26 protein-coding genes are annotated in these 24,909 nt (G+C 66.5%); 9 read left to right on the top strand and 17 right to left on the bottom strand.

Features of this window, described 5'->3' with window-relative positions; translation table 11 throughout:
• Positions 1–63 precede the first annotated feature (63 nt).
• A complete protein-coding gene (locus ACTQ49_RS07835; protein WP_441827286.1) occupies positions 64–1,443 on the bottom strand; it encodes a glycine--tRNA ligase in 1,380 nt (459 codons plus the stop codon).
• A gap of 108 nt (positions 1,444–1,551) precedes the next feature.
• On the bottom strand, positions 1,552–1,902 hold the full coding sequence (locus ACTQ49_RS07830; RefSeq protein WP_441827285.1) for an antibiotic biosynthesis monooxygenase family protein: 351 nt from the start codon (positions 1,900–1,902) through the stop codon (positions 1,552–1,554).
• 26 nt (positions 1,903–1,928) lie between these two features.
• Here ACTQ49_RS07830 and ACTQ49_RS07825 point away from each other — a divergent pair, with 26 nt between their 5' ends.
• From ACTQ49_RS07825 to ACTQ49_RS07810, 4 genes are read left to right on the top strand one after another with little or no spacing between them, the layout of a single operon-like run.
• On the top strand, positions 1,929–2,897 hold the full coding sequence (locus ACTQ49_RS07825) for a metal ABC transporter substrate-binding protein (protein WP_441827284.1): 969 nt from the start codon (positions 1,929–1,931) through the stop codon (positions 2,895–2,897).
• Complete coding sequence (locus ACTQ49_RS07820; protein WP_441827283.1) at positions 2,894–3,697, top strand: metal ABC transporter ATP-binding protein; 804 nt, start codon at positions 2,894–2,896, stop codon at positions 3,695–3,697. Before ACTQ49_RS07825 ends, ACTQ49_RS07820 begins: the two co-directional genes overlap by 4 nt.
• Complete coding sequence (locus ACTQ49_RS07815) at positions 3,697–4,671, top strand: metal ABC transporter permease (protein WP_441827315.1); 975 nt, start codon at positions 3,697–3,699, stop codon at positions 4,669–4,671. The genes ACTQ49_RS07820 and ACTQ49_RS07815 overlap by 1 nt, the downstream gene beginning before the upstream one ends.
• Entirely contained in the window at positions 4,658–5,089 is a 432-nt protein-coding gene (locus tag ACTQ49_RS07810; RefSeq protein WP_441827282.1) for a Fur family transcriptional regulator, read from the top strand. The genes ACTQ49_RS07815 and ACTQ49_RS07810 overlap by 14 nt, the downstream gene beginning before the upstream one ends.
• Positions 5,090–5,104: 15 nt before the next feature.
• Here the strand turns inward: ACTQ49_RS07810 and recO are convergent, their stop codons facing one another.
• Complete coding sequence (gene recO / locus ACTQ49_RS07805) at positions 5,105–5,845, bottom strand: DNA repair protein RecO (protein WP_441827281.1); 741 nt, start codon at positions 5,843–5,845, stop codon at positions 5,105–5,107.
• Between the two features lie 52 nt (positions 5,846–5,897).
• Here recO and ACTQ49_RS07800 point away from each other — a divergent pair, with 52 nt between their 5' ends.
• From ACTQ49_RS07800 to ACTQ49_RS07785, 4 genes are all read left to right on the top strand, one after another.
• The gene (locus ACTQ49_RS07800) at positions 5,898–6,053 is read left to right on the top strand and encodes a hypothetical protein (protein WP_441827280.1); all 156 of its coding nucleotides are present in this window, start codon (positions 5,898–5,900) and stop codon (positions 6,051–6,053) included.
• 23 nt (positions 6,054–6,076) lie between these two features.
• Positions 6,077–6,427, top strand: a complete 351-nt coding sequence (locus tag ACTQ49_RS07795) for a DUF2200 domain-containing protein (protein ID WP_441827279.1) — start codon at positions 6,077–6,079, stop codon at positions 6,425–6,427.
• A gap of 66 nt (positions 6,428–6,493) precedes the next feature.
• The gene (locus ACTQ49_RS07790) at positions 6,494–8,089 is read left to right on the top strand and encodes an FMN-binding glutamate synthase family protein (RefSeq protein WP_441827278.1); all 1,596 of its coding nucleotides are present in this window, start codon (positions 6,494–6,496) and stop codon (positions 8,087–8,089) included.
• 58 nt (positions 8,090–8,147) lie between these two features.
• The gene (locus ACTQ49_RS07785) at positions 8,148–8,981 is read left to right on the top strand and encodes an isoprenyl transferase (RefSeq protein WP_441827277.1); all 834 of its coding nucleotides are present in this window, start codon (positions 8,148–8,150) and stop codon (positions 8,979–8,981) included.
• A 63-nt stretch (positions 8,982–9,044) separates the two neighbouring features.
• Here the strand turns inward: ACTQ49_RS07785 and ACTQ49_RS07780 are convergent, their stop codons facing one another.
• The 3 genes from ACTQ49_RS07780 to leuA form a co-directional block, all read right to left on the bottom strand.
• Positions 9,045–9,164, bottom strand: a complete 120-nt coding sequence (locus ACTQ49_RS07780; protein WP_441827276.1) for an alpha-isopropylmalate synthase regulatory domain-containing protein — start codon at positions 9,162–9,164, stop codon at positions 9,045–9,047.
• 9 nt (positions 9,165–9,173) lie between these two features.
• Positions 9,174–10,484, bottom strand: a complete 1,311-nt coding sequence (locus ACTQ49_RS07775; protein WP_441827275.1) for a PIN-like domain-containing protein — start codon at positions 10,482–10,484, stop codon at positions 9,174–9,176.
• Positions 10,485–10,602: 118 nt separating this feature from the next.
• Entirely contained in the window at positions 10,603–12,282 is a 1,680-nt protein-coding gene (leuA, locus tag ACTQ49_RS07770) for a 2-isopropylmalate synthase (protein ID WP_441827314.1), read from the bottom strand.
• Positions 12,283–12,716: 434 nt separating this feature from the next.
• Here leuA and ACTQ49_RS07765 point away from each other — a divergent pair, with 434 nt between their 5' ends.
• A complete protein-coding gene (locus ACTQ49_RS07765) occupies positions 12,717–13,568 on the top strand; it encodes an META domain-containing protein (protein WP_441827274.1) in 852 nt (283 codons plus the stop codon).
• A gap of 69 nt (positions 13,569–13,637) precedes the next feature.
• On the opposite strand, the gene ACTQ49_RS07760 is transcribed toward ACTQ49_RS07765, so the two are convergent.
• The 11 genes from ACTQ49_RS07760 to pip form a co-directional block, all read right to left on the bottom strand.
• Complete coding sequence (locus ACTQ49_RS07760; RefSeq protein WP_441827273.1) at positions 13,638–14,201, bottom strand: hypothetical protein; 564 nt, start codon at positions 14,199–14,201, stop codon at positions 13,638–13,640.
• A 108-nt stretch (positions 14,202–14,309) separates the two neighbouring features.
• Entirely contained in the window at positions 14,310–15,332 is a 1,023-nt protein-coding gene (gene era, locus ACTQ49_RS07755; protein ID WP_441827272.1) for a GTPase Era, read from the bottom strand.
• Positions 15,325–16,638: a hemolysin family protein gene (locus ACTQ49_RS07750; protein ID WP_441827271.1), complete on the bottom strand. Its 1,314-nt coding sequence runs from the start codon at positions 16,636–16,638 to the stop codon at positions 15,325–15,327. The genes era and ACTQ49_RS07750 overlap by 8 nt, the downstream gene beginning before the upstream one ends.
• A gap of 4 nt (positions 16,639–16,642) precedes the next feature.
• Positions 16,643–17,101 (bottom strand): rRNA maturation RNase YbeY, encoded by a 459-nt coding sequence (ybeY, locus tag ACTQ49_RS07745; protein ID WP_441827270.1) that lies wholly within the window; start codon positions 17,099–17,101, stop codon positions 16,643–16,645.
• A complete protein-coding gene (locus ACTQ49_RS07740; RefSeq protein ID WP_441827269.1) occupies positions 17,098–18,075 on the bottom strand; it encodes a PhoH family protein in 978 nt (325 codons plus the stop codon). The genes ybeY and ACTQ49_RS07740 overlap by 4 nt, the downstream gene beginning before the upstream one ends.
• A 221-nt stretch (positions 18,076–18,296) precedes the next feature.
• Positions 18,297–18,971: a response regulator transcription factor gene (locus ACTQ49_RS07735; RefSeq protein WP_441827268.1), complete on the bottom strand. Its 675-nt coding sequence runs from the start codon at positions 18,969–18,971 to the stop codon at positions 18,297–18,299.
• Positions 18,968–20,449 (bottom strand): sensor histidine kinase, encoded by a 1,482-nt coding sequence (locus tag ACTQ49_RS07730; protein ID WP_441827267.1) that lies wholly within the window; start codon positions 20,447–20,449, stop codon positions 18,968–18,970. The genes ACTQ49_RS07735 and ACTQ49_RS07730 overlap by 4 nt, the downstream gene beginning before the upstream one ends.
• Positions 20,436–20,612 carry a hypothetical protein gene (locus ACTQ49_RS07725; protein WP_441827266.1) on the bottom strand — a complete coding sequence of 59 codons (177 nt, stop codon included), beginning with the start codon at positions 20,610–20,612 and terminating at the stop codon, positions 20,436–20,438. Before ACTQ49_RS07725 ends, ACTQ49_RS07730 begins: the two co-directional genes overlap by 14 nt.
• Before the next feature lie 359 nt (positions 20,613–20,971).
• A complete protein-coding gene (locus tag ACTQ49_RS07720; protein ID WP_441827265.1) occupies positions 20,972–22,639 on the bottom strand; it encodes an ABC transporter transmembrane domain-containing protein in 1,668 nt (555 codons plus the stop codon).
• Between the two features lie 7 nt (positions 22,640–22,646).
• Complete coding sequence (locus ACTQ49_RS07715; RefSeq protein WP_441827264.1) at positions 22,647–23,837, bottom strand: hypothetical protein; 1,191 nt, start codon at positions 23,835–23,837, stop codon at positions 22,647–22,649.
• 133 nt (positions 23,838–23,970) lie between these two features.
• Positions 23,971–24,888, bottom strand: coding sequence for a prolyl aminopeptidase (gene pip / locus ACTQ49_RS07710; RefSeq protein ID WP_441827313.1), 918 nt, complete (start codon positions 24,886–24,888; stop codon positions 23,971–23,973).
• Positions 24,889–24,909: the final 21 nt, after the last annotated feature.

Below are 24,909 nucleotides of genomic sequence, written 5' to 3'. Positions count from 1 at the left end.
GGGCTCGGGGATGCAAACGGCGCCGCCCCCCAGTGGGGACGGCGCCGCTTCCGGGCCTGCAGGTCAGCAGCCGATCAGGCGCTGGGCGAGGTAGCCCTCCACCTGATCGAGCGCCACGCGTTCCTGGGTCATGGTGTCGCGCTCGCGGATCGTCACCGCATTGTCCTCGAGGGTGTCGAAGTCGACGGTGATGCAGTACGGGGTGCCGATCTCGTCCTGACGGCGGTAGCGCTTGCCAATGGCCTGTGCGTCGTCGAAGTCCACATTCCAGTTGCGACGCAGCTGGGCCGCGAGATCGCGTGCCTTGGGCGAGAGGTCCTCATTGCGGCTCAGCGGCAGCACGGCGGCCTTGACCGGCGCCAGACGGTGGTCGAGCTTCAGCACCGTGCGCTTGTCGACGCCGCCCTTGGTGTTGGGAGCCTCGTCCTCGGTGTAGGCCTCCACCATGAAGGCCATCAGCGAACGGGTCAGACCGGCCGAGGGCTCGATCACGTACGGGATGTACTTCTCGCCCGCGGCCTGGTCGAAGTAGCTCAGGTCAACGCCAGAGTGCTCCGAGTGGGTCTTCAGGTCGAAGTCGGTGCGGTTGGCAATGCCCTCCAACTCGCCCCAGTCGCTGCCGGCGAAGCCGAACTTGTACTCGATGTCGACAGTGCGCTTGGAGTAGTGCGAGAGCTTCTCCTGCGGGTGCTCGTAGTGGCGCAGGTTCTCGGGGTTGATACCCAGATCGGTGTACCACGCGGTGCGCGCGTCGATCCAGTACTGGTGCCAGTCCTCGTCCTCGCCGGGCTTCACGAAGAACTCCAGCTCCATCTGCTCGAACTCGCGAGTGCGGAAGATGAAGTTGCCGGGCGTGATCTCGTTGCGGAAGCTCTTGCCCACCTGGGCGATGCCGAACGGAGGCTTGCGACGGCTGGTCTGGACCACGTTCTTGAAGTTCACGAAGATGCCCTGCGCGGTCTCGGGGCGCAGGTAGTGCAGGCCGGACTCGTCCTCCAGGACGCCCAGATAGGTCTTGAGCATCATGTTGAAGTCGCGGGGCTCGGTCCACTGGCCCTTGTTGCCACAGTTGGGGCAGTTGATCTCGGTCTGGTTCTCCGGCAGGCGGCCGTGCTTGGCCTCGAAGTCCTCCTCGAGGTGGTCGGCGCGGAAACGCTTGTGACAGCTGAGGCACTCGGTCAGCGGGTCGGTGAACACGCCCACGTGACCCGAGGCCACCCAGACCTGCTTGGGCAGGATGATCGAGCTGTCCAGGCCGGCGACGTCGTCACGACCCGTGACCATGTAGCGCCACCACTGCTTCTTGATGTTCTCCTTGAGCTCCACGCCCAGAGGGCCGTAGTCCCAGGCCGCGCGGGTGCCGCCGTAGATCTCGCCACACGGGAAGACGAATCCCCGTCGCTTGCACAGGCTGATGACGTTGTCGAGTGTGCTCGGTGCCACTTCTACTCCATGTCCTCAATGGGCCCGACGCCTGGATGACGTCGGGTTCGCGCAGCACCGCAGGGGCGGGCTGGAAACGCTGCGGCAACCCTATCCGGTGCAGACAGGTCAGTTGGCCAGACGCGGCAGGTTGGAACCCACCTCGTCGGGTTGGTCGTAGGCACTGGGCTCGTCGATGGAAAGACTGAGCAGCGGCACGATGGTCACCTTGGACTCGTAGCCGCCCAGTGCCCGACGGTAGCTGCCCACATTCTCCCAGCGGGTCACCAGGCTCCACAGCTCCTCGTCGTCGAGGTTCTGCACCAGGTCCAGGCCGATCAGCCCTTCCTTGGTCTGGAAGAGTTCCACGGCGGCGGCGGCCTGGGCCTCGAAACCTGCCCGGGCTGCGCGCGGCACCCGGAAGCGATTGATCACGATCACGGTGCCGAGGATACCCAGCGCGACCCAATTTGGAATCATTCTCATCAGAGTTGATAATCAGTCTCATGAGCACCATGACCCGTCGACTTCTCACCGCCACCGCCTGCACGGCGCTGCTCGCCATGTCTGCCTGTGGCCAGGACTCCTCCGGGGGTTCCGGCAAGGACGACAAGGAGCTGAAGGTGGTCACCGCCTTCTACCCCCTGCAGTTCGCCGCGGAGCGAGTCGCCGGCGACACGGCCGAGGTCGTCAGCCTGACCAACCCGGGAGCCGACGCCCACAGCGTCGAACTGACTCCCAAGCAGGTCGCCTCGCTCTCCGACGCCGATCTGGTGCTCTACATCAAGGGCTTCTCCAGCTCCATTGACAAGGCCGTGGAGCAGTCAAAGCCGGCCAATGTCATCGACGCAATGACCCTCGTCGAGCCCCTGGAAGCCGAGGAGCATGCCCACGAGGACGAGGCGGGCCACGAAGGCGAGACCGCCGAGCAACACGCCGAGCACGAGCACGGCGCCTATGACCCCCACATCTGGCTGGACCCCGAGAACATGGTCAAGATCACCCAGGCCGTCGAGAAGAAGCTTGCTGAAGGCAGCGCTGACCACGCCGAGGCCTTCAGGACGAATGCAGAGTCCCTCACCAAGGAGCTCACCGCCCTGGACCAGGACTTCTCCACCGGTCTCGAGAACTGCCAGCGCAAGGAGATCGTCGTCTCCCACGTGGCCTTCGGCTACCTGACCCATGCCTACGGACTGGAGCAGATCGGCATCGCCGGCATCTCCACCGAGGACGAGCCGTCGCCCGCCCGCATCGCCGAGATCCAGAAGGCGGCCAAGGAACACGGCATCACCACGATCTTCTACGAGCACCAGGCATCCCCAGCCCATTCGAAGGCCATTGCGCGTGACCTGAAGCTCAAGACCGACGTGCTCGACCCGACCGCGACGATCTCCGACGCCTCGCGCGGCAAGGACTATCTTGAGGTCATGCAGTCCAATCTGGCTGCCCTCAAGACAGCGAACGGATGCAAGTGACGTCTGCCCCACACTCCCACCAGCCACACGATGAGGTCACGCCCCTGCTGGAGGGGCGTGACCTGGTCGTGAACCTGCAGGGCCACCTGATCCTCAACGGGGTCAGCGCCCGAGTCATGCCCGGTGAGACCGTCGCACTGCTCGGCGGCAATGGATCGGGCAAGACCACGCTGGTACGCGCCCTGCTCGGACTCAACCCCGTCACCCGCGGCGGGCGCGAACTGTTCGGGACGCCGCTGCGCTCCTTCCATGACTGGCACCGGGTGGGTTACGTCCCCCAGCGTGGCAGCCTGCAGCTGGCCAATGCGACGGTGCGCGAGGTGGTTGCCACTGGTCGGCTCGGGCACCGGCCGCCCTTCATCCCGGAGCGCCGCAAGGACAAGCAGGCCATCGAGGACGCCCTGGAACGCGTACGGCTCAGCGATCGCAAGGACATGCCCTTCCTGCGCATGTCCGGCGGGCAGCAGCAACGTGCCCTGATCGCCCGGGCCCTGTGCACCAGCCCCGACCTGCTGGTGCTCGACGAACCCCTGACGGGGCTGGACACCACCTCCCAGCGCGGCCTGTCCCGAGTTCTGCACGGTCTGGAGGCCGAGGGTCTGGGCATTCTCGTGGTGCTGCATGACCTGGGTCCGCTGGCCGACCTGATCGACCGCTCGATCGTCCTGCGCGACGGCCTCGTGATCCACGACGGTCCCCTGCTGCCCGGCACCGGGCTGCACCACCTGCCCGACGAGGAGCCGCACCATCCGATGAGACTGCCCGACCCCACCCCACGAAGGACGAGGACCAGCCGGTGATCGAGATCTTCTCCGCAGCCTTCATGCAGCGGGCTGTCCTCGCCGCCTTCCTGTCCGGGCTGATGTCGCCAGCCATCGGCACCTACATCGTCCAGCGGCGCCTGAGCCTGTTGGGCGATGGCCTCGGGCACGTGGCGGTGGCCGGCGTGGGCCTCAGTTTCCTGACCGGCACCGCTCCCCTGCCACTCGCGATCCTGGTCTGCGTTGCCGGGGCCGTCGCCGTGGAGCTGCTGCGCCAGCAGGGGCGAGCCACCGGCGACGTGGGGCTGGCCGTCCTCTTCTACGGTGGGCTGGCCTCCGGCGTGATGATGGCCGGCCTCGGCGGGCAAGGTGCCGGGGCCCTGTCCCAGTTCCTGTTCGGATCGCTGACCTCCATCAGCGACCTGGACGTCGTGGTCGTCGCCATCCTGGCCGCCGTGGTGCTCGTCCTGTGCGTCGGCCTGTATCCCCGGCTCTTCGCCGTGTGTGCCGACGAGGACTTCGCGCAGGTGCTGGGCCTGCGGGTGCGGTGGCTGAACCTGCTGGTGGTGGTCCTGGCCGCCATCACCGTGACGATGAGCATGCGCACCGTGGGACTGCTCCTGGTGAGCGCCATGATGGTCATCCCGGTGGCCACCGCCCAGAACCTGTTCGTCAGCTTCCGCAACAGCCTGTTCGGCGCCATGGCGATCGGGGCGCTCGTCGCCTTCGGCGGGACGGTAGGGTCCTACTACTGGGACACGGCCTCGGGTGCGACCATCGTCGTCTGCGCCATCGTGGTCTTCCTGGTGACGTGGCCACTGACCTCGCTGCTGCACCGGCACCATGCCGTCTCGGTGCACGACGAGCACTTCGACGACGACCACGTCGTGTGCGACGAGCCGCCACACACGCACTCGTCGGACCACATCGCCATCCAGCATGGTGACCACGTCGACTACCTGCACGACGGCCACCGGCACGCACCGCACGGAGACCACTTTGACGAACACTGACCACTCGGCCCACGGCACCGGCACTGCTCGCGTCCGCACACCGCAGCGTGTCACGCGCCAACGACTGGCGATCCGCGCGCTGCTCTCAGAGGTGGACGGCTTCCGCAGCGCCCAGCAGCTCCACGAGTTGCTGCGCAGCGCCGGTGACTCCGTCGGCCTCGCCACGGTCTACCGGACGCTCCAGGCCATGGCGGAGGCTGGCGAGGTGGACGGAATCCGCACCGACGACGGCGAGATGGTCTATCGCCAGTGCTCCGACGACGGCCACCATCACCACCTGGTCTGCCGCAGCTGCGGCAGGACGGTGGAGATCAGCGCCAAGGCCGTCGAGAAGTGGGCCGACGAGGTGGCCGCCGAGCACGGCTTCCGTGATGCAGGCCACGACATCGAGCTCTTCGGTCTCTGCTCCAACTGCTGAGGCGACTGGAGACGCTCAGCCGCCGACGTAGTGCATGGAGCGCAGACCGCGCTCCAGATGCCACTGCACGAAGGCCTGCACCAGGCCCGTAGCCTCGCGCTGGTTGGCCACTGGCAGGTCGCGGGTGGCCACCCAGTTGCCCGTGAGCAGGCTCTGCAGGTAGCCGATGGTGCCCGGGCGTGGCCGTGCCGAGCCCGGAGGGCGACAGTCGACGCAGACCATGCCGCCGGCGGAGGGGTTGAAGAAGTCGTGCGGGCCCTCGGTGCCGCAGCGTGCGCAGTCCTCCAGTGCCGGCGCGTAGCCGGCGATGGCCAGGGCGCGCAACAAGTAGGAGTCGAGCACCATCGTCGGTGGGCGGGGGCCGTCGGTGGTGCCCTGGCCGAGAACCCGCAGGGCCCCCACCAGCAGCCGGTACTGCTGCAGGGCCGGCTCGCGCTCCTCGGCCACCAGCCGGTCGGCCGTCTCGAGCATCACCTGCCCGACGCAGAAGGCGTCGTAGTCGCCCAGCAGCGGCTCACCGTAGGCGTTGATCGTCTCGGCCTGGGTGACGACGTCGAGCGCGCGGCCTTGGGCCAGCTGCAGGTCCACGTGGTTGAAGGGTTCCAGCCGTCCACCGAACTTCGAGCTGGTACGTCGCACCCCCCTGGCGACCGCCCGCAGCTTGCCGTTCTCACGGGTGAGCATCGTGACGATCCGGTCGGCCTCGCCCAGCTTGTGGGTGCGCAGGACGACGGCCTCGTCTCGATAGGTGGGCATGGGCCCCAGTCTAAGGCTGGCGCGAAATGCCTTGCCCTGCTGGAATGTCGGCATGGGACTCGGATTCTTCGAAAGCGGCCTGATAGCCGTGCTCGCAATCGCCAGATGGGTGGTCGTGCCCTTGCTCGCCTATGTCGTGATCCGCTTCGGCGTGCGTCACGGCGTGCGTGACGCCTTCGAGGAGCGCGACCGGCGCCTGCACCGCTGACAGCTCGACCACAAGGAGCCCCCATGGCACGACACAAGATTTACGACATGCCCTTCGCCGAGATCTGGCCGCACTATGTGGCCAAGGTGGAGCGCAAGGGCCACACCGTCGAGGAGCTGCACACCGTCATCGAGTGGCTCACCGGCTACGACCGGGCCGGGGTGCAGGAAGCCGTCGAGGACCGTCGCAGCCTGGACGAGTTCTTCACCCAGGCCCCGGCCATGAATCCCAACACCGACAAGATCACCGGCCTGATCTGTGGCGTGCGCGTCGAGGACATCGAGGACCCGCTGATGCAGCAGATCCGCTGGATGGACAAGCTCGTCGACGAGGTGGCCCGCGGCAAGAAGATGACCTCGATCCTGCGCGCCTGAACCACCCACCACGCCCACCGCGAACAGCATGGACGTGTCCCCGATGCACCAGAAAGGCTTGGGGCCATGGACGCCAAGAAGACCTCCGCCGCGCTGGCGGCCGCCGCCACCGCCGGACTCGCCGCCCAGGACCTCCTGCAGACCAAGCACGCCCTGAGGCACAACTTCCCCGTCGTCGCCCGCGCCCGTTATGCCCTGGAGGCGATCGGGCCGGAGCTTCGCCAGTACATCGTCACCAGCAATGACGAGGAGCGCCCCTTCAGCCGTGACCAGCGCCGCTGGGTCTACAGCTCCGCGAAGGGCGAGAACAACTACTTCGGCTTCGGCACCGACAATGACGTCGAGAACAGCACCTACCCGATCGTGCGGCACCGCACCTTCAGCCAGGTGACGCCGTCGGCCTCCCTGCACGCCGACCCGACCAGCCCGCTGCCCGTCGCGAAGGTGATGGGCGGCCCCCGCGGCCGTCGCCACGCCTTCCGCCCCAACTCGGTGGTGAATGTCTCGGCGATGAGCTTCGGCTCACTCAGCCAGCCCGCCATCAAGGCGATCAACCAGGGCGCCAAGCTCGCCGGCTTCATGCACAACACCGGTGAGGGCGGCCTGTCCGAGCACCACCGTCAGGGTGGTGACCTGCTGCTGCAGATCGGCACCGGATACTTCGGCTGCCGCGATGCCGAGGGCAACTTCGACCTCGACAAGCTGTGCGCGGTCGTGGACTCCGCCCCGGTCAAGGCCATCGAGATCAAGCTCAGCCAGGGCGCCAAGCCCGGCCTCGGCGGCCATCTGCCCGGCGCGAAGGTGACCGCCGAGATCGCCCAGATCCGCGGTGTCGAGGAGGGCAAGGACGTCATCAGCCCCTCGCGCCACACGGCCTTCACCACCGTCGACGAGATGCTCGACTTCGTCGAGAAGGTCGCGGAAGCCACCGGACGCCCCGTGGGCATCAAGTCAGCCGTCGGTGACCTTGGTTTCTGGGAGGAGCTTGCCGAGCTGATGCAGGACGGGCAGCGCGGCGTCGACTTCATCACCATCGACGGCGGCGAGGGCGGTACCGGCGCAGCTCCCCTGGTCTTCAGCGACTCGGTGGCCTACCCCTTTCGCGTCGGCTTCACCGAGGTCTACCGGATCTTCGCCGCCAAGGGCCTGACGGATCGCGTCACGTGGATCGGCTCGGGCAAGCTCGGCCTGCCCGAGAACGCGCTGGTCGCCTTCGCGCTGGGCTGTGACATGGTGCACGTCGCCCGCGAGGCCATGCTGGCCATCGGCTGCATCCAGGCGCAGAAGTGTCACACCGACAAGTGTCCGGCGGGCGTCGCCACACAGGACAAGTGGCTCGCACGAGGTCTCGATCCGCAGGACAAGTCGGTTCGCCTGGCCCGGTACGTGCAGACACTGCGTCGTGACCTCCTGAAGGTGTCCGAGGCAGCCGGTGTCGACCACCCGGCACTGCTCGGCCCCCGCGACGTCGACATCGTCGAGGGCAGCACCGGACACCGTTCCCTTGCCGAGATCTACGGCTATGAAGAGGGCTGGGGCGTGCCCGGGCCAGAGATCACCGCCGAGATCACCCGGATCATGCGTTCCCTGGACGAGGACCCCGGCACCGACGAGGTGGTGGAGGCCAGGCCGGCGCCCGTCGAGGAGGAAGAGCAGCGCTGACTCCGCTGCTGCTGACAGCACGGCAGCGGCCGGGCGGGTGACGGGCTAGGCTCGTCGCGTGGCACGAAAGACGACAGATCGCCCCGCGAAGCGTGGCCCCAACCCGCACCCGTCCGGCGCACGCCCGCCGCAGATCCCCGCCGAGCTGATACCCCAGCACGTCGCCATCGTCATGGACGGCAATGGCCGCTGGGCCAAGGAGCGCGGCCTCAAGCGCACCGAGGGCCACGCCCGCGGCGAGGCCTCCCTCTTCGATGTGATCGAGGGCGCCATCGAAATGGGCATCCCGTACATCAGTGCCTATGCCTTCAGCACCGAGAACTGGCGACGCTCGATCGACGAGGTCCGCTGGCTGATGGGCTTCAACCGAGACGTCATCCACCGCCGCCGCGACGACTTCGATGCGCTGGGTGTCCGGGTTCGCTGGGCCGGCCGGCGGCGACGTCTGTGGCCTTCCGTGGTGCGCGAGCTGGAGGCCGCCGAGGAACAGAGCAAGGACAACACGACCCTCACGCTGCAGTTCTGCTGCAACTACGGTGGCCGCGCCGAGATCGTCGACGCCACCCGCCAGATCGCCCTGGATGTGCAGGCCGGACGTCTGGACCCCTCCAAGATCGACGAGAAGCGCTTCCGCGAGTACCTGGACGAGCCCGACGTGCCCGACGTCGACCTGTTCCTGCGCTCCTCCGGCGAGCAGCGCACGTCCAACTTCCTGGTCTGGCAGTCCGCCTATGCCGAGATGGTCTTCCTGGACCAGCTGTGGCCCGACTTCGACCGTCGGGACCTGTGGCGGGCCGTCGAGATCTACGCCAATCGCGACCGTCGCTTCGGTGGAGCGATCCCCAACGAGGTGGACGGCCAGGCCCGCGCCAGCGAGGCGCCCATCCACTGACGCCTCCCCAGAAAAGCAAGAACGGCCGCCGTGGATGCCCACGGCGGCCGTTCGCACATCAGGTCACATGCGGTTGACGGCGCTCACGACGCCCTGCAGCGAGGCCTGGGTGATGTCGTGGTCGATGCCGACGCCCTCAGCGGCAGGGAAACCAGTGGCCCTGCCTCGGTCTGGCCGGGCCAAGGTGCGGCCTCATAGTTCGAAGTCGATGAACTCCGAGGGCACATCGAATCCGATGGCCGGACCTGGGCCGTCATATACAGCCACGAGGGGAGGCTCGGCCGCAGCATCCAACAAACCATCTTCAATTAGTTCGCTGGCTACACGTCGCGCAGGCATCGTGAACCGGGTCAGCGTGCGAGTCGCGTCTCTTTCCGTCACTTCATAGACCTGCTCGCGAGTGACCCTGCCCCCGGAGCCTGCCGCCGTTCGAATCGCGGCCAGCTGCTCGTCCGAGCCCTCCAACGTCAGGCGTTCGAGGAGTACCTTATACGCCTCCAAACTCCAAGGTGCAGCACCGGCACGGCCGTCTGCCTCACCGACGACTTTTCTCCAGACACCGTTCTGCAGCTCGACACGATCCCCCCCCCCCACTTCCAAGCCGTGCTCCGACACAGAGCTAGCAATTTGGGAAGCTAGAGGATCTTCCGTATCAATTTCTGTGGCGTCCACCTCAAAATGCCGCGTAACGTGATGCGTCAGCGAAGAAAGTCGCACCTGCCAATAGGGCTGCCCCGTCTCCCTCTGAAACTCCCTCACAAGGCTTGGCTGCGGACCCGAGAGCTTCCCCGACTTCAATTTCAAATACTGGTCATCCTTTACATCCAGGGTGACGTAAAGGATTCCTCGCTGCGATTCTCGCGCCTTCTCCATCATCTGTACCCAGATGATGTAATCACCCGCGGGATTCTCGGTCTTGTCCTTATCTTTCCACCCCGGTGGAATTTCTTCTGCCGCCCGAATGAAGAACTTTTCCTGGAGGGCAGCCAGCTCTTCTGAGCTCACCTCAGCGCCCACCTTTCCATCCAGCAACTCATCAAGTTCCGTCAGGATCGGATCCGAATTCAACGTTACCGAGATGCTATCGACCTGCGATTTGACGAACGGCCGTAGATGATCAAAGGCATCCTTAACCGCAGAGGCGTAGTCAGGAATCCCATCCCGCCCCTGCTGCCCACCAGCAAAGTGATCAGAGAGCGCCTTCAGCAGCAAGCGTTCACTCGACTCAATAATTTCTCGAATTGCGGTTCCATGACTCTTCCTTGAGTCGATCACAACTGCCCGATTCTTCGAGAATTCATAGGCGACGTGACCGGGAATCCACAGACGATCATCGAACCTCTTGAGGACACCAAGAAGCTGCTCTCGCCCCATAGGAGACTGACGATAGACCTGCAGCAAGATATTGGTATCGAGGACGATCAGCGCATTATCCAAGAAGTCATCAATGAAATCATCGCCGCCACCATTATACTCCGGATAAAGCTCTTTAAGTTGCCCCATGCCAATCAGCATATCGCTCAGTGGGGTCCGCCGCCGTCGGATCGTACGAATACCTGCCCACGGCCCCAGGCGGGTCGGCTTGGGGAGAGCCCCAACCGACCGCGCCGGGAGTGTCAGGTCACATCCGGTTGACCGCGCTCACCACTCCCTGCAGGGAGGCGGTCATGATGTCGGGATCGATCCCGACGCCCCACACGATGTGCGCATCGTCATCACTGCCCACCTCGCACTCCACATAGGCGGCGGCCTTCGAGTCGCCACCCGAGCTGAGGGCGTGCTCGGTGTAGTCCAGAACCCGCAGCTCCAGGCCCAGGTGACCCAGGGCATCGACGAAGGCGGACACCGGGCCATTTCCTTCACCGGAGATGGTCTGCGCCTTGCCCTGCCAGGTGACCGCGGCCGTGATGCTGTGCACGCCCGCCTTGCTGGCCGTCGTGGTCTCCCCCAGCTCCAGCGGCTCCGTGCAGTTCAGGTACTCGCCGGAGAAGATGGTCCACAGCTGCTCGGAGTTGACCTCGCCACCTTCGGTGTCGGTGTGCTGCTGCACGACGCGGCTGAACTCCATCTGCAGACGACGCGGCAGGTCCAGCTTGTGGTCGGTCTTCATCAGGTAGGCCATCCCGCCCTTGCCGGACTGGCTGTTGACCCGGATCACGGCCTCATAGGAACGGCCGACGTCGTGCGGATCGATCGGCAGATAGGGCGCCTCCCACGGAATCTCGTGAATGCCCTTGCCCTGCTCGTCAGCGCTGGCCTGCAGGGCCTCCAGGCCCTTCTTGATCGCGTCCTGGTGGCTGCCGGAGAAGGCGGTGTAGACCAGGTCACCGGCGTAGGGGTGGCGCGGGTGCACCGGCAGGCCCGTGCAGTACTCCACGGTGCGGCGCACGTCGTCGATGTGACTGAAGTCGATCTTGGGATCGATGCCCTGGCTGAACAGGTTCAGACCCAGCGTCACCAGGTCCACATTGCCAGTGCGCTCTCCGTGCCCGAACAGGCATCCCTCCACGCGATCGGCGCCAGCCATCATGCCCAGCTCGGTGGCCGCCACGGCCGTGCCACGGTCATTGTGCGGGTGCAGGCTGATGGCGACGTGCTGACGGTTGCGCACATGGCGGCCGAAGTACTCGATCTGGTCGGCGTAGGTGTTGGGGGTGCTCATCTCAACCGTGGCCGGCAGGTTGAGGATGATCTCGCGACCCTCCTCCGGCTGCCACACGTCCATCACCGCATTGCAGACCTCGACGGCGAAGTCCGTGGGGGTCTGGGTGAAGATCTCCGGGCTGTACTGGTAGCCGAACTCGACGCTGCCCAGGTTCGCCTCGGCGTGCTTCAGCACCAGCTCGGTGCCGCGGGTGGCCAGCGCGATGCACTCGGCCTCGCTCACCTTGAAGACCACGCGACGGAAGAGCTCGGCCGTCGCGTTGTACATGTGGATGTTGGCGCGCTTGGCGCCCGCCAGGCTCTCCGTGGTGCGGGCGATCAGGTCTTCGCGGGCCTGGGTCAGCACCGAGATCTGCACATCGTCGGGGATCGCATCCTCCTCGATGAGGCTGCGCACGAAGTCGAAGTCCGTCTGGGAAGCCGACGGGAAACCGACCTCGATCTCCTTGTAACCCATGGCGACCAGGAGGTCGAACATCTTGCGCTTACGGGCCGGCGTCATGGGGTCGATCAGTGCCTGGTTGCCGTCGCGCAGGTCGGTGGACAGCCACCGCGGGGCCTGGGTCACCTTCTTGGTGGGCCAGGTGCGGTCGGGGACGTCGATCGGTTCGAAGGCGCTGTAGCGGTGCCACGGCATCGGGCTGGGCTGCTGGACGGGGATGCCGTCCTGAGGGATGGTGCCGAACTGGTTCGGGCTCTGCTGGGTGGTCATGCGGGGGCTCCCTGGTCGTGGAGGGTGGGCGTGCCAGGCGTCGTCGAACTCCGCAACGAGGGTGCCGTGGCTGCTGGTCAGCTGGCCTCGTTGCGGCGGACGAGGAGCAGGAGCTCGTCGGGCCCGTGCCCCCTTCTGGTGAATGCCATGGCGAAGACTCTAGCCATCACCGTCTCAAAGCAGGAGAGAAAACGCCCACATTTCGGGATTCAGTGGATTCCTGAGACTCCCGCACCATCCCTTGGGATCAAGGGCTGATACCTCTGATTCCCTTACACACAAGAAAATATGCGCGTTCTACCCTAATCTGGAACAGCAGACCCCACTGCATGGAAGATCACCGTCTGAAAGGACACGGAATGAAGAACCTCCGCAACATCTCCCTCACCGTCGCGGCCATCGCGACCCTCGGTGGCACCGCCCTGGTGGCCCCCACGGCCAATGCCACCCCGCAGCAGGCCGAGGCCAAGCAGGTGAAGGCCACCAGCGACAGCTTCAGCGACCGCGAGTGGCGCCTGCGCCTGCCCGGCGTCTCCCCCAGCGTCTACGACATCGGCTGGATCACCATCCACCGCAACGGCTCGGTGAGCGGCTCCGACGGATGCAACAACTTCTTCGGCTCGGCCAGTGTGGACGCCGCCTCGGACACCATCACCTTCGACGGCGTCGGCACCACCCGTCGCGCCTGCCGCTTCACGCAGCCCACCGGCAGTGCCTACGTCAAGGCCTCGGCCCTGATGAACGAACTGGTCGACGGCACCGCCACCTTCAGCGTGCGCGGCCGCACCGCCACCGTCATCTCCGACGAGGGCACCAGCTCCACCTGGGTGACCTCCATGCCCGTGGCACGCACCAGCGCCTCGGCGGTCACCAACCGCGACTGGCACCTGAGTGTGGAAGGAATCAGCCCGGAGCTGGCCAACCGTGCCTGGATCCGCATCGACTCCCAGGGCCAGCTCTCCGGCAGCAATGGGTGCAACCGCATCTTCGGCAAGGCCGCCATCGACGCCAACAAGGGCACCATCACCTTCGGTGCGCTCGGCTCCACGATGATGGCCTGCTTCCACGAGGACGAGCAGACGAGCATCGACGCCAGCACCGTCGAGCAGCTGATCGGCTCGCTGAGCGAGACCACGGCCACCTACATCGCCACCGGCTCCCGCCTCATCGTCACCACCGAGGCCGGGGAAAAGCTGGAATTCGTGCGCTGACCTTCTTCCACCGCATGACGACGGGGCCTGCCGAACATCGGCAGGCCCCGTCACAGGTCTCCGGAAGGCTCAGATCTCGCCGCCGCGAAGGAAGTTGCGCACCCGCACACAGGTCGCATCGTCCAGGCCGTCGAGCAGCTCGTTGACGTCGTGCACCAGCCGCGAGCCATTGCCCTCCCAATCAGAGGCGATCACCTCGTCGCCCAGCACCCGGTGCCGGTTGAGCAGCTGGTCCTCGCTGTAGAGGCCCACCTCGTCACCCTTGTGCACCAGCACGGCCGGACGCATCTGGCCGGTGCGCTCGTCGAGCAGGGTGAACTCCAGCTCCGCCTCGCCCGACTCCAGCAGCCGGCTCACGAGCAGGCACTCGGCATGGCCCGGCACCACATTGGCAGGATCACCCGGCTGCTTGTCGCGCTCGACGAAGGCCTCGTCGTCGTGCTGCACGTAGTGGGTCCAGTTGAAGGGGTTCTCGTCGTCGAACTCGATCCGGCTCTCGACGTGGTGCAGCCCGTCCGGGCTGGTGAAGCACAGCAGGGTGGACAGGCTGGTCGGCTCGATGCGGCGCACAATGGCGCCCACCTTGATGCCGCCCTCGCTGTGGAAGGTCTCGGTCACGACGGTCTGGTTCATCCCGCGATCCTTGCAGAGACGGGCAAGCCTGGGAAGTGCGCGTCCCGGCAGGCGCAATCCCCACGAGCCCGGCCGGTCATGGGCCCGGCCGCTCACGGGCCCAGACGGTCAGAAGCCCAGACGGTTCAGGAACTTGGGATCACGCTGCCAGTCCTTGAGCACCTTCACCTTGAGATCCAGGTGAACCGGCGTCCCGAGCAGTGCACTGATCTGGTGACGTGCTCGGGTGCCGACCTCCTTGAGGTGCTCGCCCCGGTGGCCGATCATGATGCCCTTCTGGGACTCGCGCTCCACGATCATGGAGGCATACACGTCGAGCAACGGCTTGTCCTCCGGACGACCCTCACGCAGACCCATCTCGTCGATCTCCACGGTGATGGAGTGCGGCAGCTCGTCGCGGACACCCTCCAGCGCTGCCTCGCGGATCAGCTCCTTCACCAGCGTCTCGGTCGGCTCGTCGGTCACCTCGCCATCCGGATAGAAGGCCGGCCCGTAGGGCAACAGCTTGACCAGCTCGTCGGCGACGACGTCCACCTGCTCACCACTCACGGCCGAGCACGGGATGATCGTCTCCCACCGGATGCCCAGCTTCTCCTCGAGTCCCTGGATCTCCACCAGGTGCTGACGGAGCCGTTCGCCGCTCACCAGGTCTGTCTTGGTGGCCAGTGCCACGAGCTTGGGCTTCTTGGTGAGCTTGGCCACCTCCTGTACCAGGAAGGTGTCGCCCGGACCAATGCGCTGGTTCGACGGCAGGCAGATGCCGATGATGTCCACCTCGGTCCACGTCTCGCGAACCAGGTCATTGAGCCGCTGCCCCAGCAGCGTGCGCGGCTTGTGCAGACCAGGCGTGTCGATCAGGACCAGCTGGGCATCGGGCCGGTCCACGATCCCCCGGATGGAGTGGCGGGTGGTCTGTGGCTTGGACGAGGTGATGGCGATCTTGGACCCGACCAGTGCATTCGTCAGCGTCGACTTTCCGGCATTGGGACGGCCCACGAAACAGGCGAAACCGGAACGGAAGGTCTTGTCGCCGGTCCAGTCGATGTCCGTCTCGGGGTCGAAGTCGTCGCTCATCAGCTCGTCGAGCGTGGGCATCCGGCCCGGATCCTGCTTGTCGGCCGCATCAGCCATGGTCTTCCTCGCTCTGTTCGGGGTCTTCCTCAAGTGTCTCTGCCGTCACGCGCTGCACCAGGCAGGTGTCGATCTGGTGTCGTCGGCCAGCCGACTTCTCGGCCTCGATCCGGACGCCCTCCCACTCCACGACGCTGCCCGGAATCGGCACCACGTTCAGCTGCTTGGCCATCAGGCCACCCACCGTCTCGACGTCCTCGTCGTCCAGTTCCAGCCCGAACAGGTCACCCAGTTCGTCGACCGGTAGCCGTGCGGAGATCCGGAAGAGCCCGGGCTCCAGTTCCTCGGTGTGGGTGGGCTCTGCGTCGTACTCGTCGACGATCTCGCCGACGATCTCCTCCAGGATGTCCTCGATGGAGACCAGGCCGGAGGTGCCGCCGAACTCGTCGACGACGATGACGACGTGGTTGCGGCTGCGCTGCATCTCGCGCATGAGCTCATTGGCGGGTTTGGAATCCGGACAGAAGTGGGCGGGCCGCATGATCTGGGCCACGCTCTCATTGCGCTCCGCGTCGGGATTGTCATAGCTGCGCTTCACCATGTCCTTGAGGTAGGCCATGCCGACGATGTCGTCCAGCCCCTCTCCCACCACCGGGATGCGGCTGAATCCCGAACGCAGCGCCAGTGAGAGCCCCTGCCTCAGGGTCTTGTCTGCCTGGATGAAGACCATGTCCGGTCGGGGCACCATGACCTCGCGCACGATGGTGTCGCCCAGCTCGAAGACGGAGTGGATCATCTTCGACTCGCTGGCCTCGATCACGTCACTGGCCTCGGCGCGGTCCACCATGTCGCGCAGCTCCGCCTCGGAACTGAACGGACCATCCGCGAAACCCCGCCCCGGCGTCAGCGCATTGCCGATCAGGATCATCAACGACGGCAACGGGCCCAACAGGCTGGTCAGGAACTGCACCAGTCCGGCGGACCTCAGGGCGACGGAGTCCGAGTGCTGGCGTCCCAAGGTCAGGGGTGCCACACCCCACAGGATGTAGCTGACCAGGGTCATGCTGCCCGCCGCGATCAGGAGCCGCTGCCAGCCAAGTGTGAAGTGGGCAAAGGTCACCTGGCAGACCAGGACGATCGCGACGATCTCCAGCACGGTGCGCACGAGCAGCGTCGTGTTCACATAGGGCGCCGGGTCCTCCGCGATGCGATGCAGGCGCGTGGCCCCGGGACGCTCGTCCTCCAGCAGGACGTCGGCACGGCCCTTGCTGGTCTGGCGCAGGGCCGTCTCGACCTCGGCCAGCAGGAAGGCGAGCACCGTGCAGACCAGTGCAACGGCCAGTTCGATCCAGTTGGTACGGGTCACCCCGTCAGCCCTCCTTGCGGCTCTGCCACAGGGCAATGATGCGGTCATTGAGACCGAACATCACGGCCTTCTCGTCAGGCTCGGCATGGTCATGGCCCAGCAGGTGCAGCAGACCGTGGACCAGCAGGTACTCGGCCTCCTCCTCGGGCCGACGACCATTCTCGGCCGCCTGGCGCTCCGTCACCTGGGGACAGAGCACGATGTCACCCAACAGGCCGCGAGGCGCCTCCTCCTCGTCGTCGGAGGGCGCGCGAAGCTCGTCCATCGGGAAGCTGAGCACGTCGGTGGGGCCGGGCAGACCCATGAAGCGTTCGTGGTACTCGCTCATCGTGGCCTCGTCCACCAGCACGATCGACAGGTCGCTCTGCGGGTGGATCCGCAGCTGGTCCAGGGCGAAGGTCGCCAGCTGGATGAGGCCCTTCTCGTCGGCGTGGTGCCCCGACTCGTTGTTCAGGTCGATCACTGCGGATTCCTCTTCCTGTTGCCAAACTCGATGGCCCGACGCGTCTCGCGGTTGCCCACCTGGTCCAGGGACTCGAACTGGTCATAGGCTGCCACGATCCGACCCACCAGCTTGTGGCGCACCACGTCGCGGTTCGTCAGGTTGCAGAAGGCGATGTCCTCCACCCCGTCGAGGATCTGCTGCACCCCGCGCAGGCCGGACGGCTGGCCATTGGGCAGGTCCACCTGCGTGATGTCTCCGGTGACCACGATCTTGGAGTTGAAACCCAGGCGGGTGAGGAACATCTTCATCTGTTCCATGGACGTGTTCTGGGCCTCGTCCAGGATGATGAAGGCATCGTTCAGGGTGCGGCCACGCATGTAGGCCAGCGGCGCGACCTCGATGGTGCCGGCGGTGAGCAGCTTCGGCACCGCCTCGGGATCCATCATGTCGTGCAGCGCGTCGTAGAGCGGGCGCAGGTACGGATCGATCTTGTCGTTCAACGTTCCCGGCAGGAATCCGAGCCTCTCCCCCGCCTCGATGGCAGGACGGGTCAGGATGATGCGGTTCACCTGCTTGCGTTGCAGTGCCTGGACGGCCTTGGCGACGGCCAGATAGGTCTTGCCGGTGCCGGCCGGACCAATGCCGAAGACGATCGTGTTGCGGTCGATGGCGTCCACATAGCGCTTCTGGTTCAGCGTCTTGGCCCGGATGGTCTTGCCCCGATTGGACAGGATGTTGTGCGTGAGCACCTCGGCGGCACTGGTCTGTTCGTCGCTGGTGCTCATCCCCACGACACGTTCCACCATCTCCAGGGTCAGGCCCTGGCCGGTGCGCAGGATGGTCACGAGCTCGGTGAAGACCTCGGCCGCAAGGGCAATGTCCCCCGCCGTGCCGGTCAACGTCACGTCATTGCCCCGCACCAGGATGTCGGCCGCCAGCTGGTTCTCCATCAGCCGCAGGAACTCGTCCCGCGGGCCCAGGACATTGACCATGGGAATTGACGCCGGAATGGTCAGGCGACGGGTGGCGCTGCGCTGGGCAATCTCCTCGCCGCCGCGGTCGGTGCCGGGCCGGGTGGCTTCGTGGGAAGGGTCGTGCGGGGTGGTCAGGATTCCTCCAGGGTCGTGGACCGGTCAAGTGCTGGTCTGGTGCTGTACTCGGCAGAGTCTACGGGCCCCCACCGACAGTCACCCAACGAATTGCCGGGTACCACTCACTGCTGCCGGAAGCGGTACCCCATGCCCCTGACCGTCTCGATCCGGTGGGCACCAATCTTGGATCTCAGCGAGCGCACGAACACGTCGACCACATTCGAGCCGGGATCGAAGTCCATCTCCCAGACCATCCCCAACAACTGCTCCCTGCTCAGGACCTGACCGGCGTGCGTGAGGAAGACCTCGAGCAGGCGGAACTCCCGTGACGTGAGATCGATGTGGTCGCCGCCGTCCACCTGGGCACGACGGGTGAGCAGGTCCAGCCGGACCCCACCGCTGACCACCTCGGAGGAAGGATTGGCAGCGCGCACGACGGGCTCGGCCAGACGGAGCCGCACGCGGGCCAGGAGTTCGGCGAACTGGAAGGGTTTCGTCACGTAGTCATTGGCACCACCCTCCAGCCCCTGCACCGTGTCATGCACGGAGTCGCGGGCGGTGAGAATCACCACCGGCAGGTCGCTGCCCTGTTCCCGGAGCTTGCGCAGCACCTCGAAACCGTCCATGCCCGGCAGACCGATATCCAGGATCATCAGGTCGAATCCTCCATTGGAGGCCAGCAGCAGGGCCGTCGGACCGTCGCCGGTGGTCGCCGTCTGGTACCCGGCGGCCCGCAGACCCTTCTCCACGAAGGAGGCAATGGTGGGCGTGTCCTCGGCGATCAGGACTGTGCTCATCGGTTCTTCTCCTTGATGGTGGACCTCAGCTTGCTCGGGGGCGGACAGTCGACGGACAGGACGAGGGTGAAGGTGGCGCCCTGGCCGGGTGGGCTGTCCACCTGGACACGGCCGCCGTGCGCCTCGGCGATCGCCTGGACGATCGGCAGCCCCAGACCCGCGCCGGCATGACGGCTGCCGTCGGCCGGGGTGCCGTGGGCGAAGCGTTCGAAGATTCGCTCTCGGTCCTGCGGCTCCACGCCCGGACCGGTATCGGTGACGGCGATCTGCAGCACCCGCTGCCCGTCGGCGTCGGTGGCGAAGCGGCTCATCAGGGTGATCGCATCGCCCGGCAGCGTGTGCTGGACAGCATTGTCGGCCAGCTGGAGGACGGCCTGGGTGATCCGCTGCGCGTCCACCAGCGCCGTACCCTCCGCAATGTGGCTCAACTGCCAGCGACGATCCGCCAGCGTCTGCATCTTGGCGTCGATGTCCAGGGTGAGCTGGGTCATGTCCACCGGCTCAACAAGCTGCACGAAGTCGGGTCGGTCCACCTTGGCAAGCGCCAGCAAGTCGGTCACGATGCGTGCCATCCGATCGAGCTCCTGGGTGACCAGGGCGATCGTCTGGCGTCGTTCCTCCGGGTCATCCCCCATCAGCTCCAGGTGCCCACGGATCACCGTGATCGGAGTGCGCAACTCATGGCCGGCATCGTCGACGAATCGCTTCTCCGACTCGAAACCGGCCTCCAACCGGTCGAGCATCTGGTTGAAGGTGACGGCGAGGTCCGAGACGTCGTCCTTGCCCTCCACGGGGATGCGACGGGTGAGATCCCGTTCCGTGATCTCCGCTGCCGCCTGCCGCACCAGTCGCACTGGCCGCAAGATCTGACCGGCAACCAGCCAGCTCACCAGTCCCGCAAGCCCCAAACTGCACAGCGAGACCAGGGCCAGGCTGCGCACGGTCTCCCGTGCCTGTTCCTCGGCCCTGCCGGTGAAGACCCCCACCAGGAGCGCATCGGGGGTGTCTTCACCCGTGATCACCACGGCCCGTCCCCAGCGCAGTTCTCCGGCCGGGGTCTCGTGGACGCCGGAGCTGGTGGAGGCGATCTGGTTCAGCAGGGATTCGTCATGAGCGATGTCGTACTCGTCGATCCTCGGCACGCCCTGACCCCGGACCTCATAGGAGGACGTGCCCTCTCCGTGCCACCCGAGCATCATCTCGAACTCACCGGCCTGCTGGCGGCCGAGATAGACCGCGAAGAGGTCCTTGGTGTTGGTGAAGGCCTTTCCGGTTGAGGGGTCGCGTCCCTCCTCCACGAAGGTGGTGAACTCCTGCAGCTCCAGGGTGACGTCCTCGTTCGCCCGCTCGGCCACGTGCCCCAGCAGGAGGCTGCGGACCACGACGACCACGATGAACAGCGCCAGGGCCAGGGTCGCCAGCATCCAGCCGACGATGCGCCAGCGCCCCGAGGCCATCAGGCGGTCAATCATCGTCATCCCCGTCATCGTCCCCGTCGTCATCGTCATCGTCGTCGTAGCGGTCATCGTCGTCGTAGCGGTCATCGTCGTCATCACCATGCCAGACCGGCGGGGGCGGCGCCTGGGTGCGCGTGCGCACCGGCGCCGGCACCGCCTTGCGGGTGGCCGTCGGCCGACGCACGGGTGCCGCGGTGGTCCGGGTGGTTGCCGGTCGCTTCGGGGCCGCTGTGGTCCTGGCTGCGGTCGATGTCCGGGTCACGGAAGGTCGGGTCGATGTGGGTCGTGGCGCGGGCGTGGTGGATGCCGTCGAGCCAGCGGAGGAAGCAGATGCCGCCGGGGTGGGCGTCCGGGACGCGTTGGCAGCTCCCGACGGTGTCGCGGAAGCACTGGGTGTTGCAGACCCCACACTTGAGCTGGGCATCTGGACAAGTTCCTGGTCCACTTCCGGCGGGCCGGGGCGTGAGACCAGCGCTCTGCCCACGCCGCCCAGACCCATCAGGAGGGCCAATGCCAGGCCAAGGATCATCCATCGTCGGGTGGTCATGCGTCATCCTCCTTGTCCTGCTCGATGGCTCCCGTCACGGCAGCCAGGTGTTGCGGATCCATCGCAGTGCTCTGCGGGTCCGCGTCCAGATCCCAGACCCGATGGCCCGGGGCCAACTGGTCAGCACGGTCGCTGATCAGGAGCGTGACGCCGGGTGTGCTTTTCAGGCCCTCGGCCATCAGCCGACGCCCCTCGGGACCGAGACCGGCGTCAATCCGGTCGAGAACCACCAGGGGCGGACTGCCGTACCAGGCGCGGGCCAGCAGCAGTCGCATCCGCTGCTGCAGGTTGAGCGGTTCCCCACCTCGACTCAACATGGTGCGCTCGCCCCGGTCAAGACGTCGAACGTCGTCACCCAGACCGACGGCGTCGAGGGTGTCCATCACGTCCTCGTCCGACTGCGGGGCTCGATAACGGACGGCCCGGGCGATGGTGGATCGCTCCAGCCCAAACTCGGGGGCCGCGACGGAGACGAAGTCACGGCGCTGCAGGCTGCTCATGCCGGACAGGTTCTGGCCATCCACCAGCAACCACTCGTCGCGCAGACTTCCGGGCTGCACCAGCAGGTCGACGAGTTCTCGAACCCGTTGCGGATCGCGGCTGCGCACCACCACCACTTCCCCGGGATGGGCCACCAGGTCCGGCGCCGGCTGGCCGCCCGGCTCCAGGTCTGCCAGGTGGACGACTCCGATGCCATTGCCCTCGCGGGGCCGCAGGTTGCCATTGCGATCGAGCTCCCGCTCGTGCTGGCGTTGACGACGGGAACGCTCCATCTCCGGCGCCAGGATGCGCTGGGCCACCCGGAAGGACTGACGGTATTCACTGACCCGCCCCAGGTCACTGACCGGGGTCGCCAACATGCCGACGATGATGAAGGCTGTGGCAATGGTGGCAGGCTCCACGCGCGTGATCGCACCCGTGGCGCCCACCACCACCATCGCGACCGTCGCGACGCTGGCCGCAGACCCCCGCAGTGCTCCTGAGAGCACTGCCCGGGAGACCGCTCGCCGGCCCAGCTCGCGGCTGTCCTGTGCCAACCGACGGATCTCCCGATCCGTACCTCCCGCGGTGACCACGGAATCCCGGGCCTGGACGGTGTCGGTGATGACCCCCGCCAGCTTGCCGCGCGTCCGGCGCAGAGCCGCCGCGCGCTCCCTCACCCTGGGCGCGAGCAGTCCCAGGACCACGCCCAGCAGGGCCAGTGGAAGGGCCACCGACGCGGCCAGTGGCGGGGACAGGAAGAGCAGGGCGAGGAGGGATCCGGCCACCATCGGCACGCCCACCAGCAGTGGGACGATCCCCAGCACGATCCAGTTCCGCACGGAACTCAGATCATTGGTGGTCCGCGCGATCGTCACGCCCACCGATGGCCCGCGACCGGCCAGCGCCGCGCGGATCAGGTGCATGCGCACTTCGTGCACATAGTCCTGCCCCAGCTTCTCCCCGAGTACACGTTCCATGACCCGCAGGCCGCCCAGCACCAGAGCCATCGCCACCAGGGCGGTTGCCAGCTGGAGCTGGATGGTGCGATCTGGGACGCTCAACAGCCGCGGTGTGAGGACAGCGGTCACCGCGGCGATCGCCGCCTGGCCGAGGCCCGTGGCCGCCAGCCTGACCAGCAACCCGCGCCGTTGGCCGCGCCAGAGCTCAGGGAGTCGTTGCATCGGCTGATCAGGCCTTCCGGGCGTCGCGGGCGATGACGTCGAGTGCCACCTCGGGCTCGGTCAGATCGTAGGTGGGGATCAGGCTGACCGGAAGTACCGCGTCAGCCTCGCGCGTCGCCAACGGGGAGGCGGTGACCACGCCGCTGACTGCGGAGGCCTGCAGGCCCAGTTCGTGGAGGAGATCGACGCCCTTGGCCGCGCCCAGGGCATCGCCAGCGGCGAAGACGAGGGTGTCGATCCATGCCTGGCCCTCCGGATCGGCGATCAGACGGGCCGTCTCGCCCTGGTAGATGCCGTCCGCGATCTCCAGGACCACCACGTCGGTATCGGCATTGGTGAGCGCGGAAATCACCGACAAGACCAGGGACTTGAGCTCCTCATAGCCCACCCGGTAGGTGGATCCGTGACCGAAGTCGGTGAAGTCCAGCACCGTGCTGGCGCCCGCGTCCGCGAACATGCGTGGATCGCCACCCGCACCGGTACCGGTCGCCTTGCCGGCCGCGACGGTCTTGCCCGCTCGGGTCAGGCCATTGATCAGGCAGGCCAGAGTGGTCGACTTGCCGGAATTCATGGACGTGCCCAGCACGGTGACCAGGCGCGGACGCTCTCCGTCACGACGACGGGGCGCCTCCTGGGCCCGGTGGGGTGCCAGGTCAGTGAGGTTCAGCACCTGCCCGTCACGGGCGATCAGGCCGAGCGGCTCCACCACCGTCGCAGCGTCGATGGACGCGTGTTGGGCGGTCACGCGCCCCGCCATGCCGCCGGCCGCCACCAGATTCGTGATCTGGAGGTCCTCCGGCACCTCGGCCTCGAACTGGTCCGGGGCATAGCGATGCCCGTAGGCCACGACGATCTCGTCGCCGATGAAGAGCATCTGACGACGGCTGTGAGGGCTCTCCAAGCGGGCGTGCTTGCCGATCTCCACGATGCGCGCCAGCACCAGATCGCCCGGGCGGGGCGCAGCGTCTCCACGCACCAACTCGTGACCATTGGCACCATTGGCCACCTGCTCGTGGAAGAAGCGGGTGCTGTAGGCCATCTTGGCGCGGACCAGACGGGTGCGGGGCAGCGCGATGGACTCCTCCGCCATGGCGGCGCTGGGAAGCCCGACGAGCTCGACGGCGCTCACTGCCTCGGCGGTGGAGGCCCGCCGGGAACCGGTGGCGGGAAGGGTGCTGGCAGCGGGGGTGGTGCTCATGATGCCTCCAGGAAGGTCGAGCAGCGTTGACAGTCCTGAAGCTATGGATCGTGGGTGATCGAATCATGAAGCGAAAATGAGGGCCCCTTCATCTTCGCCTCGACGTCCCGGGCGCGGCGCGCGCTGTGGTTGGTCAGCTCGCCCGGGAGAATTCGTCCGTGGCCTTGACCAGCTCGCTCGCAATGTTGGGCTCGAAGGCCGAATGACCGGCCAGCACCATGCGCAACTCGGCTTCCGGCCAGGCATCGGCCAGCGCCTGCGCCGTGGTCGCCGGGCAGGGCAGGTCATAACGGCCCTGGACGATCACACAGGGAATGTGCCGAATCCGATCCACATCGTCGAGCAGTTGGCCCTCCCGCAGGAATCCCCCGTGCACGAAGTAGTGGTTCTCGATCCTGGCGAAGGTCAACTCCTGCTCGGGAGTCTGGTGGAGTGCATGCTCATTCCACAGCAGGTAGCTGGTGGCGGCCTCCCACCGGGTCCACGCCTGGGCAGCCCTGAGCGCCACCTGCTGATCATCGCCGAAGAGCAAGCGGTGGTAACCGGCCATGTTGCACTGCGAGAGATCATGGCCGGCCTCGACCAGCGGCGCGCAGAAGGACTGCCACCACTGGGGAGCAATGTTGCCCGCCCCGCCGTTGTAGTACCAGTCCAGCTCGCTGCGGCGCAGGGTGAAGATGCCGCGCAGGACCAGCTCAGTCACTCGCTCCGCGTGTGTCTGCGCGTAGGCCAGGGCCAGCGTGCTCCCCCACGAGCCGCCGAAGACCAGCCACCGTTCGATGCCCACATGCTGCCGCAGCCGTTCCAGATCTGCGACGAGGTGCCAGGTGGTGTTGGTGGACAGGTCTGCGCCAGCCGCCGCGTTCGGCGTGGACTGGCCGCAGTTGCGCTGGTCGAAGACCACGATCCGATAGCGCTCGGGGTCGAAGAATCGTCGCCGATCCGTACCGCCACCGCCGCCCGGCCCACCATGCAGGAAGACCGCGGGCTTGCCCTGTGGATTGCCGCATTGCTCGTAGTAGAGGCGCTGACCGTCGCCCACGTCGAGCATGCCGGTGTCATAGGGCTCGAT

Origin of the sequence: Luteococcus sp. Sow4_B9 (assembly GCF_052116585.1) — a bacterium.
Lineage (GTDB): Bacteria > Actinomycetota > Actinomycetes > Propionibacteriales > Propionibacteriaceae > Luteococcus.
Note: the sequence above shows the minus strand (reverse complement) of the source record. Positions and strands in the feature narration are given on the sequence as shown.

Excerpts from the sequence above, each read along its gene's own strand:
- ACTQ49_RS07830 (WP_441827285.1), bottom strand. The coding sequence starts at position 1,902 with ATGATTCCAAATTGGGTCGCGCTGGGTATCCTCGGCACCGTGATCGTG.
- ACTQ49_RS07825 (WP_441827284.1), top strand. The coding sequence starts at position 1,929 with ATGAGCACCATGACCCGTCGACTTCTCACCGCCACCGCCTGCACGGCG.
- recO (WP_441827281.1), bottom strand. The coding sequence starts at position 5,845 with ATGCCCACCTATCGAGACGAGGCCGTCGTCCTGCGCACCCACAAGCTG.
- ACTQ49_RS07800 (WP_441827280.1), top strand. The coding sequence starts at position 5,898 with ATGGGACTCGGATTCTTCGAAAGCGGCCTGATAGCCGTGCTCGCAATC.
- ACTQ49_RS07795 (WP_441827279.1), top strand. The coding sequence starts at position 6,077 with ATGGCACGACACAAGATTTACGACATGCCCTTCGCCGAGATCTGGCCG.
- ACTQ49_RS07790 (WP_441827278.1), top strand. The coding sequence starts at position 6,494 with ATGGACGCCAAGAAGACCTCCGCCGCGCTGGCGGCCGCCGCCACCGCC.
- ACTQ49_RS07775 (WP_441827275.1), bottom strand. The coding sequence starts at position 10,484 with ATGGGGCAACTTAAAGAGCTTTATCCGGAGTATAATGGTGGCGGCGAT.
- leuA (WP_441827314.1), bottom strand. The coding sequence starts at position 12,282 with ATGCCGTGGCACCGCTACAGCGCCTTCGAACCGATCGACGTCCCCGAC.
- ACTQ49_RS07765 (WP_441827274.1), top strand. The coding sequence starts at position 12,717 with ATGAAGAACCTCCGCAACATCTCCCTCACCGTCGCGGCCATCGCGACC.
- ACTQ49_RS07760 (WP_441827273.1), bottom strand. The coding sequence starts at position 14,201 with ATGAACCAGACCGTCGTGACCGAGACCTTCCACAGCGAGGGCGGCATC.
- era (WP_441827272.1), bottom strand. The coding sequence starts at position 15,332 with ATGGCTGATGCGGCCGACAAGCAGGATCCGGGCCGGATGCCCACGCTC.
- ACTQ49_RS07740 (WP_441827269.1), bottom strand. The coding sequence starts at position 18,075 with ATGGTCAATGTCCTGGGCCCGCGGGACGAGTTCCTGCGGCTGATGGAG.
- ACTQ49_RS07735 (WP_441827268.1), bottom strand. The coding sequence starts at position 18,971 with ATGAGCACAGTCCTGATCGCCGAGGACACGCCCACCATTGCCTCCTTC.
- ACTQ49_RS07730 (WP_441827267.1), bottom strand. The coding sequence starts at position 20,449 with ATGACGATGATTGACCGCCTGATGGCCTCGGGGCGCTGGCGCATCGTC.
- ACTQ49_RS07720 (WP_441827265.1), bottom strand. The coding sequence starts at position 22,639 with ATGCAACGACTCCCTGAGCTCTGGCGCGGCCAACGGCGCGGGTTGCTG.
- ACTQ49_RS07715 (WP_441827264.1), bottom strand. The coding sequence starts at position 23,837 with ATGAGCACCACCCCCGCTGCCAGCACCCTTCCCGCCACCGGTTCCCGG.
- pip (WP_441827313.1), bottom strand. The coding sequence starts at position 24,888 with ATGCTCGACGTGGGCGACGGTCAGCGCCTCTACTACGAGCAATGCGGC.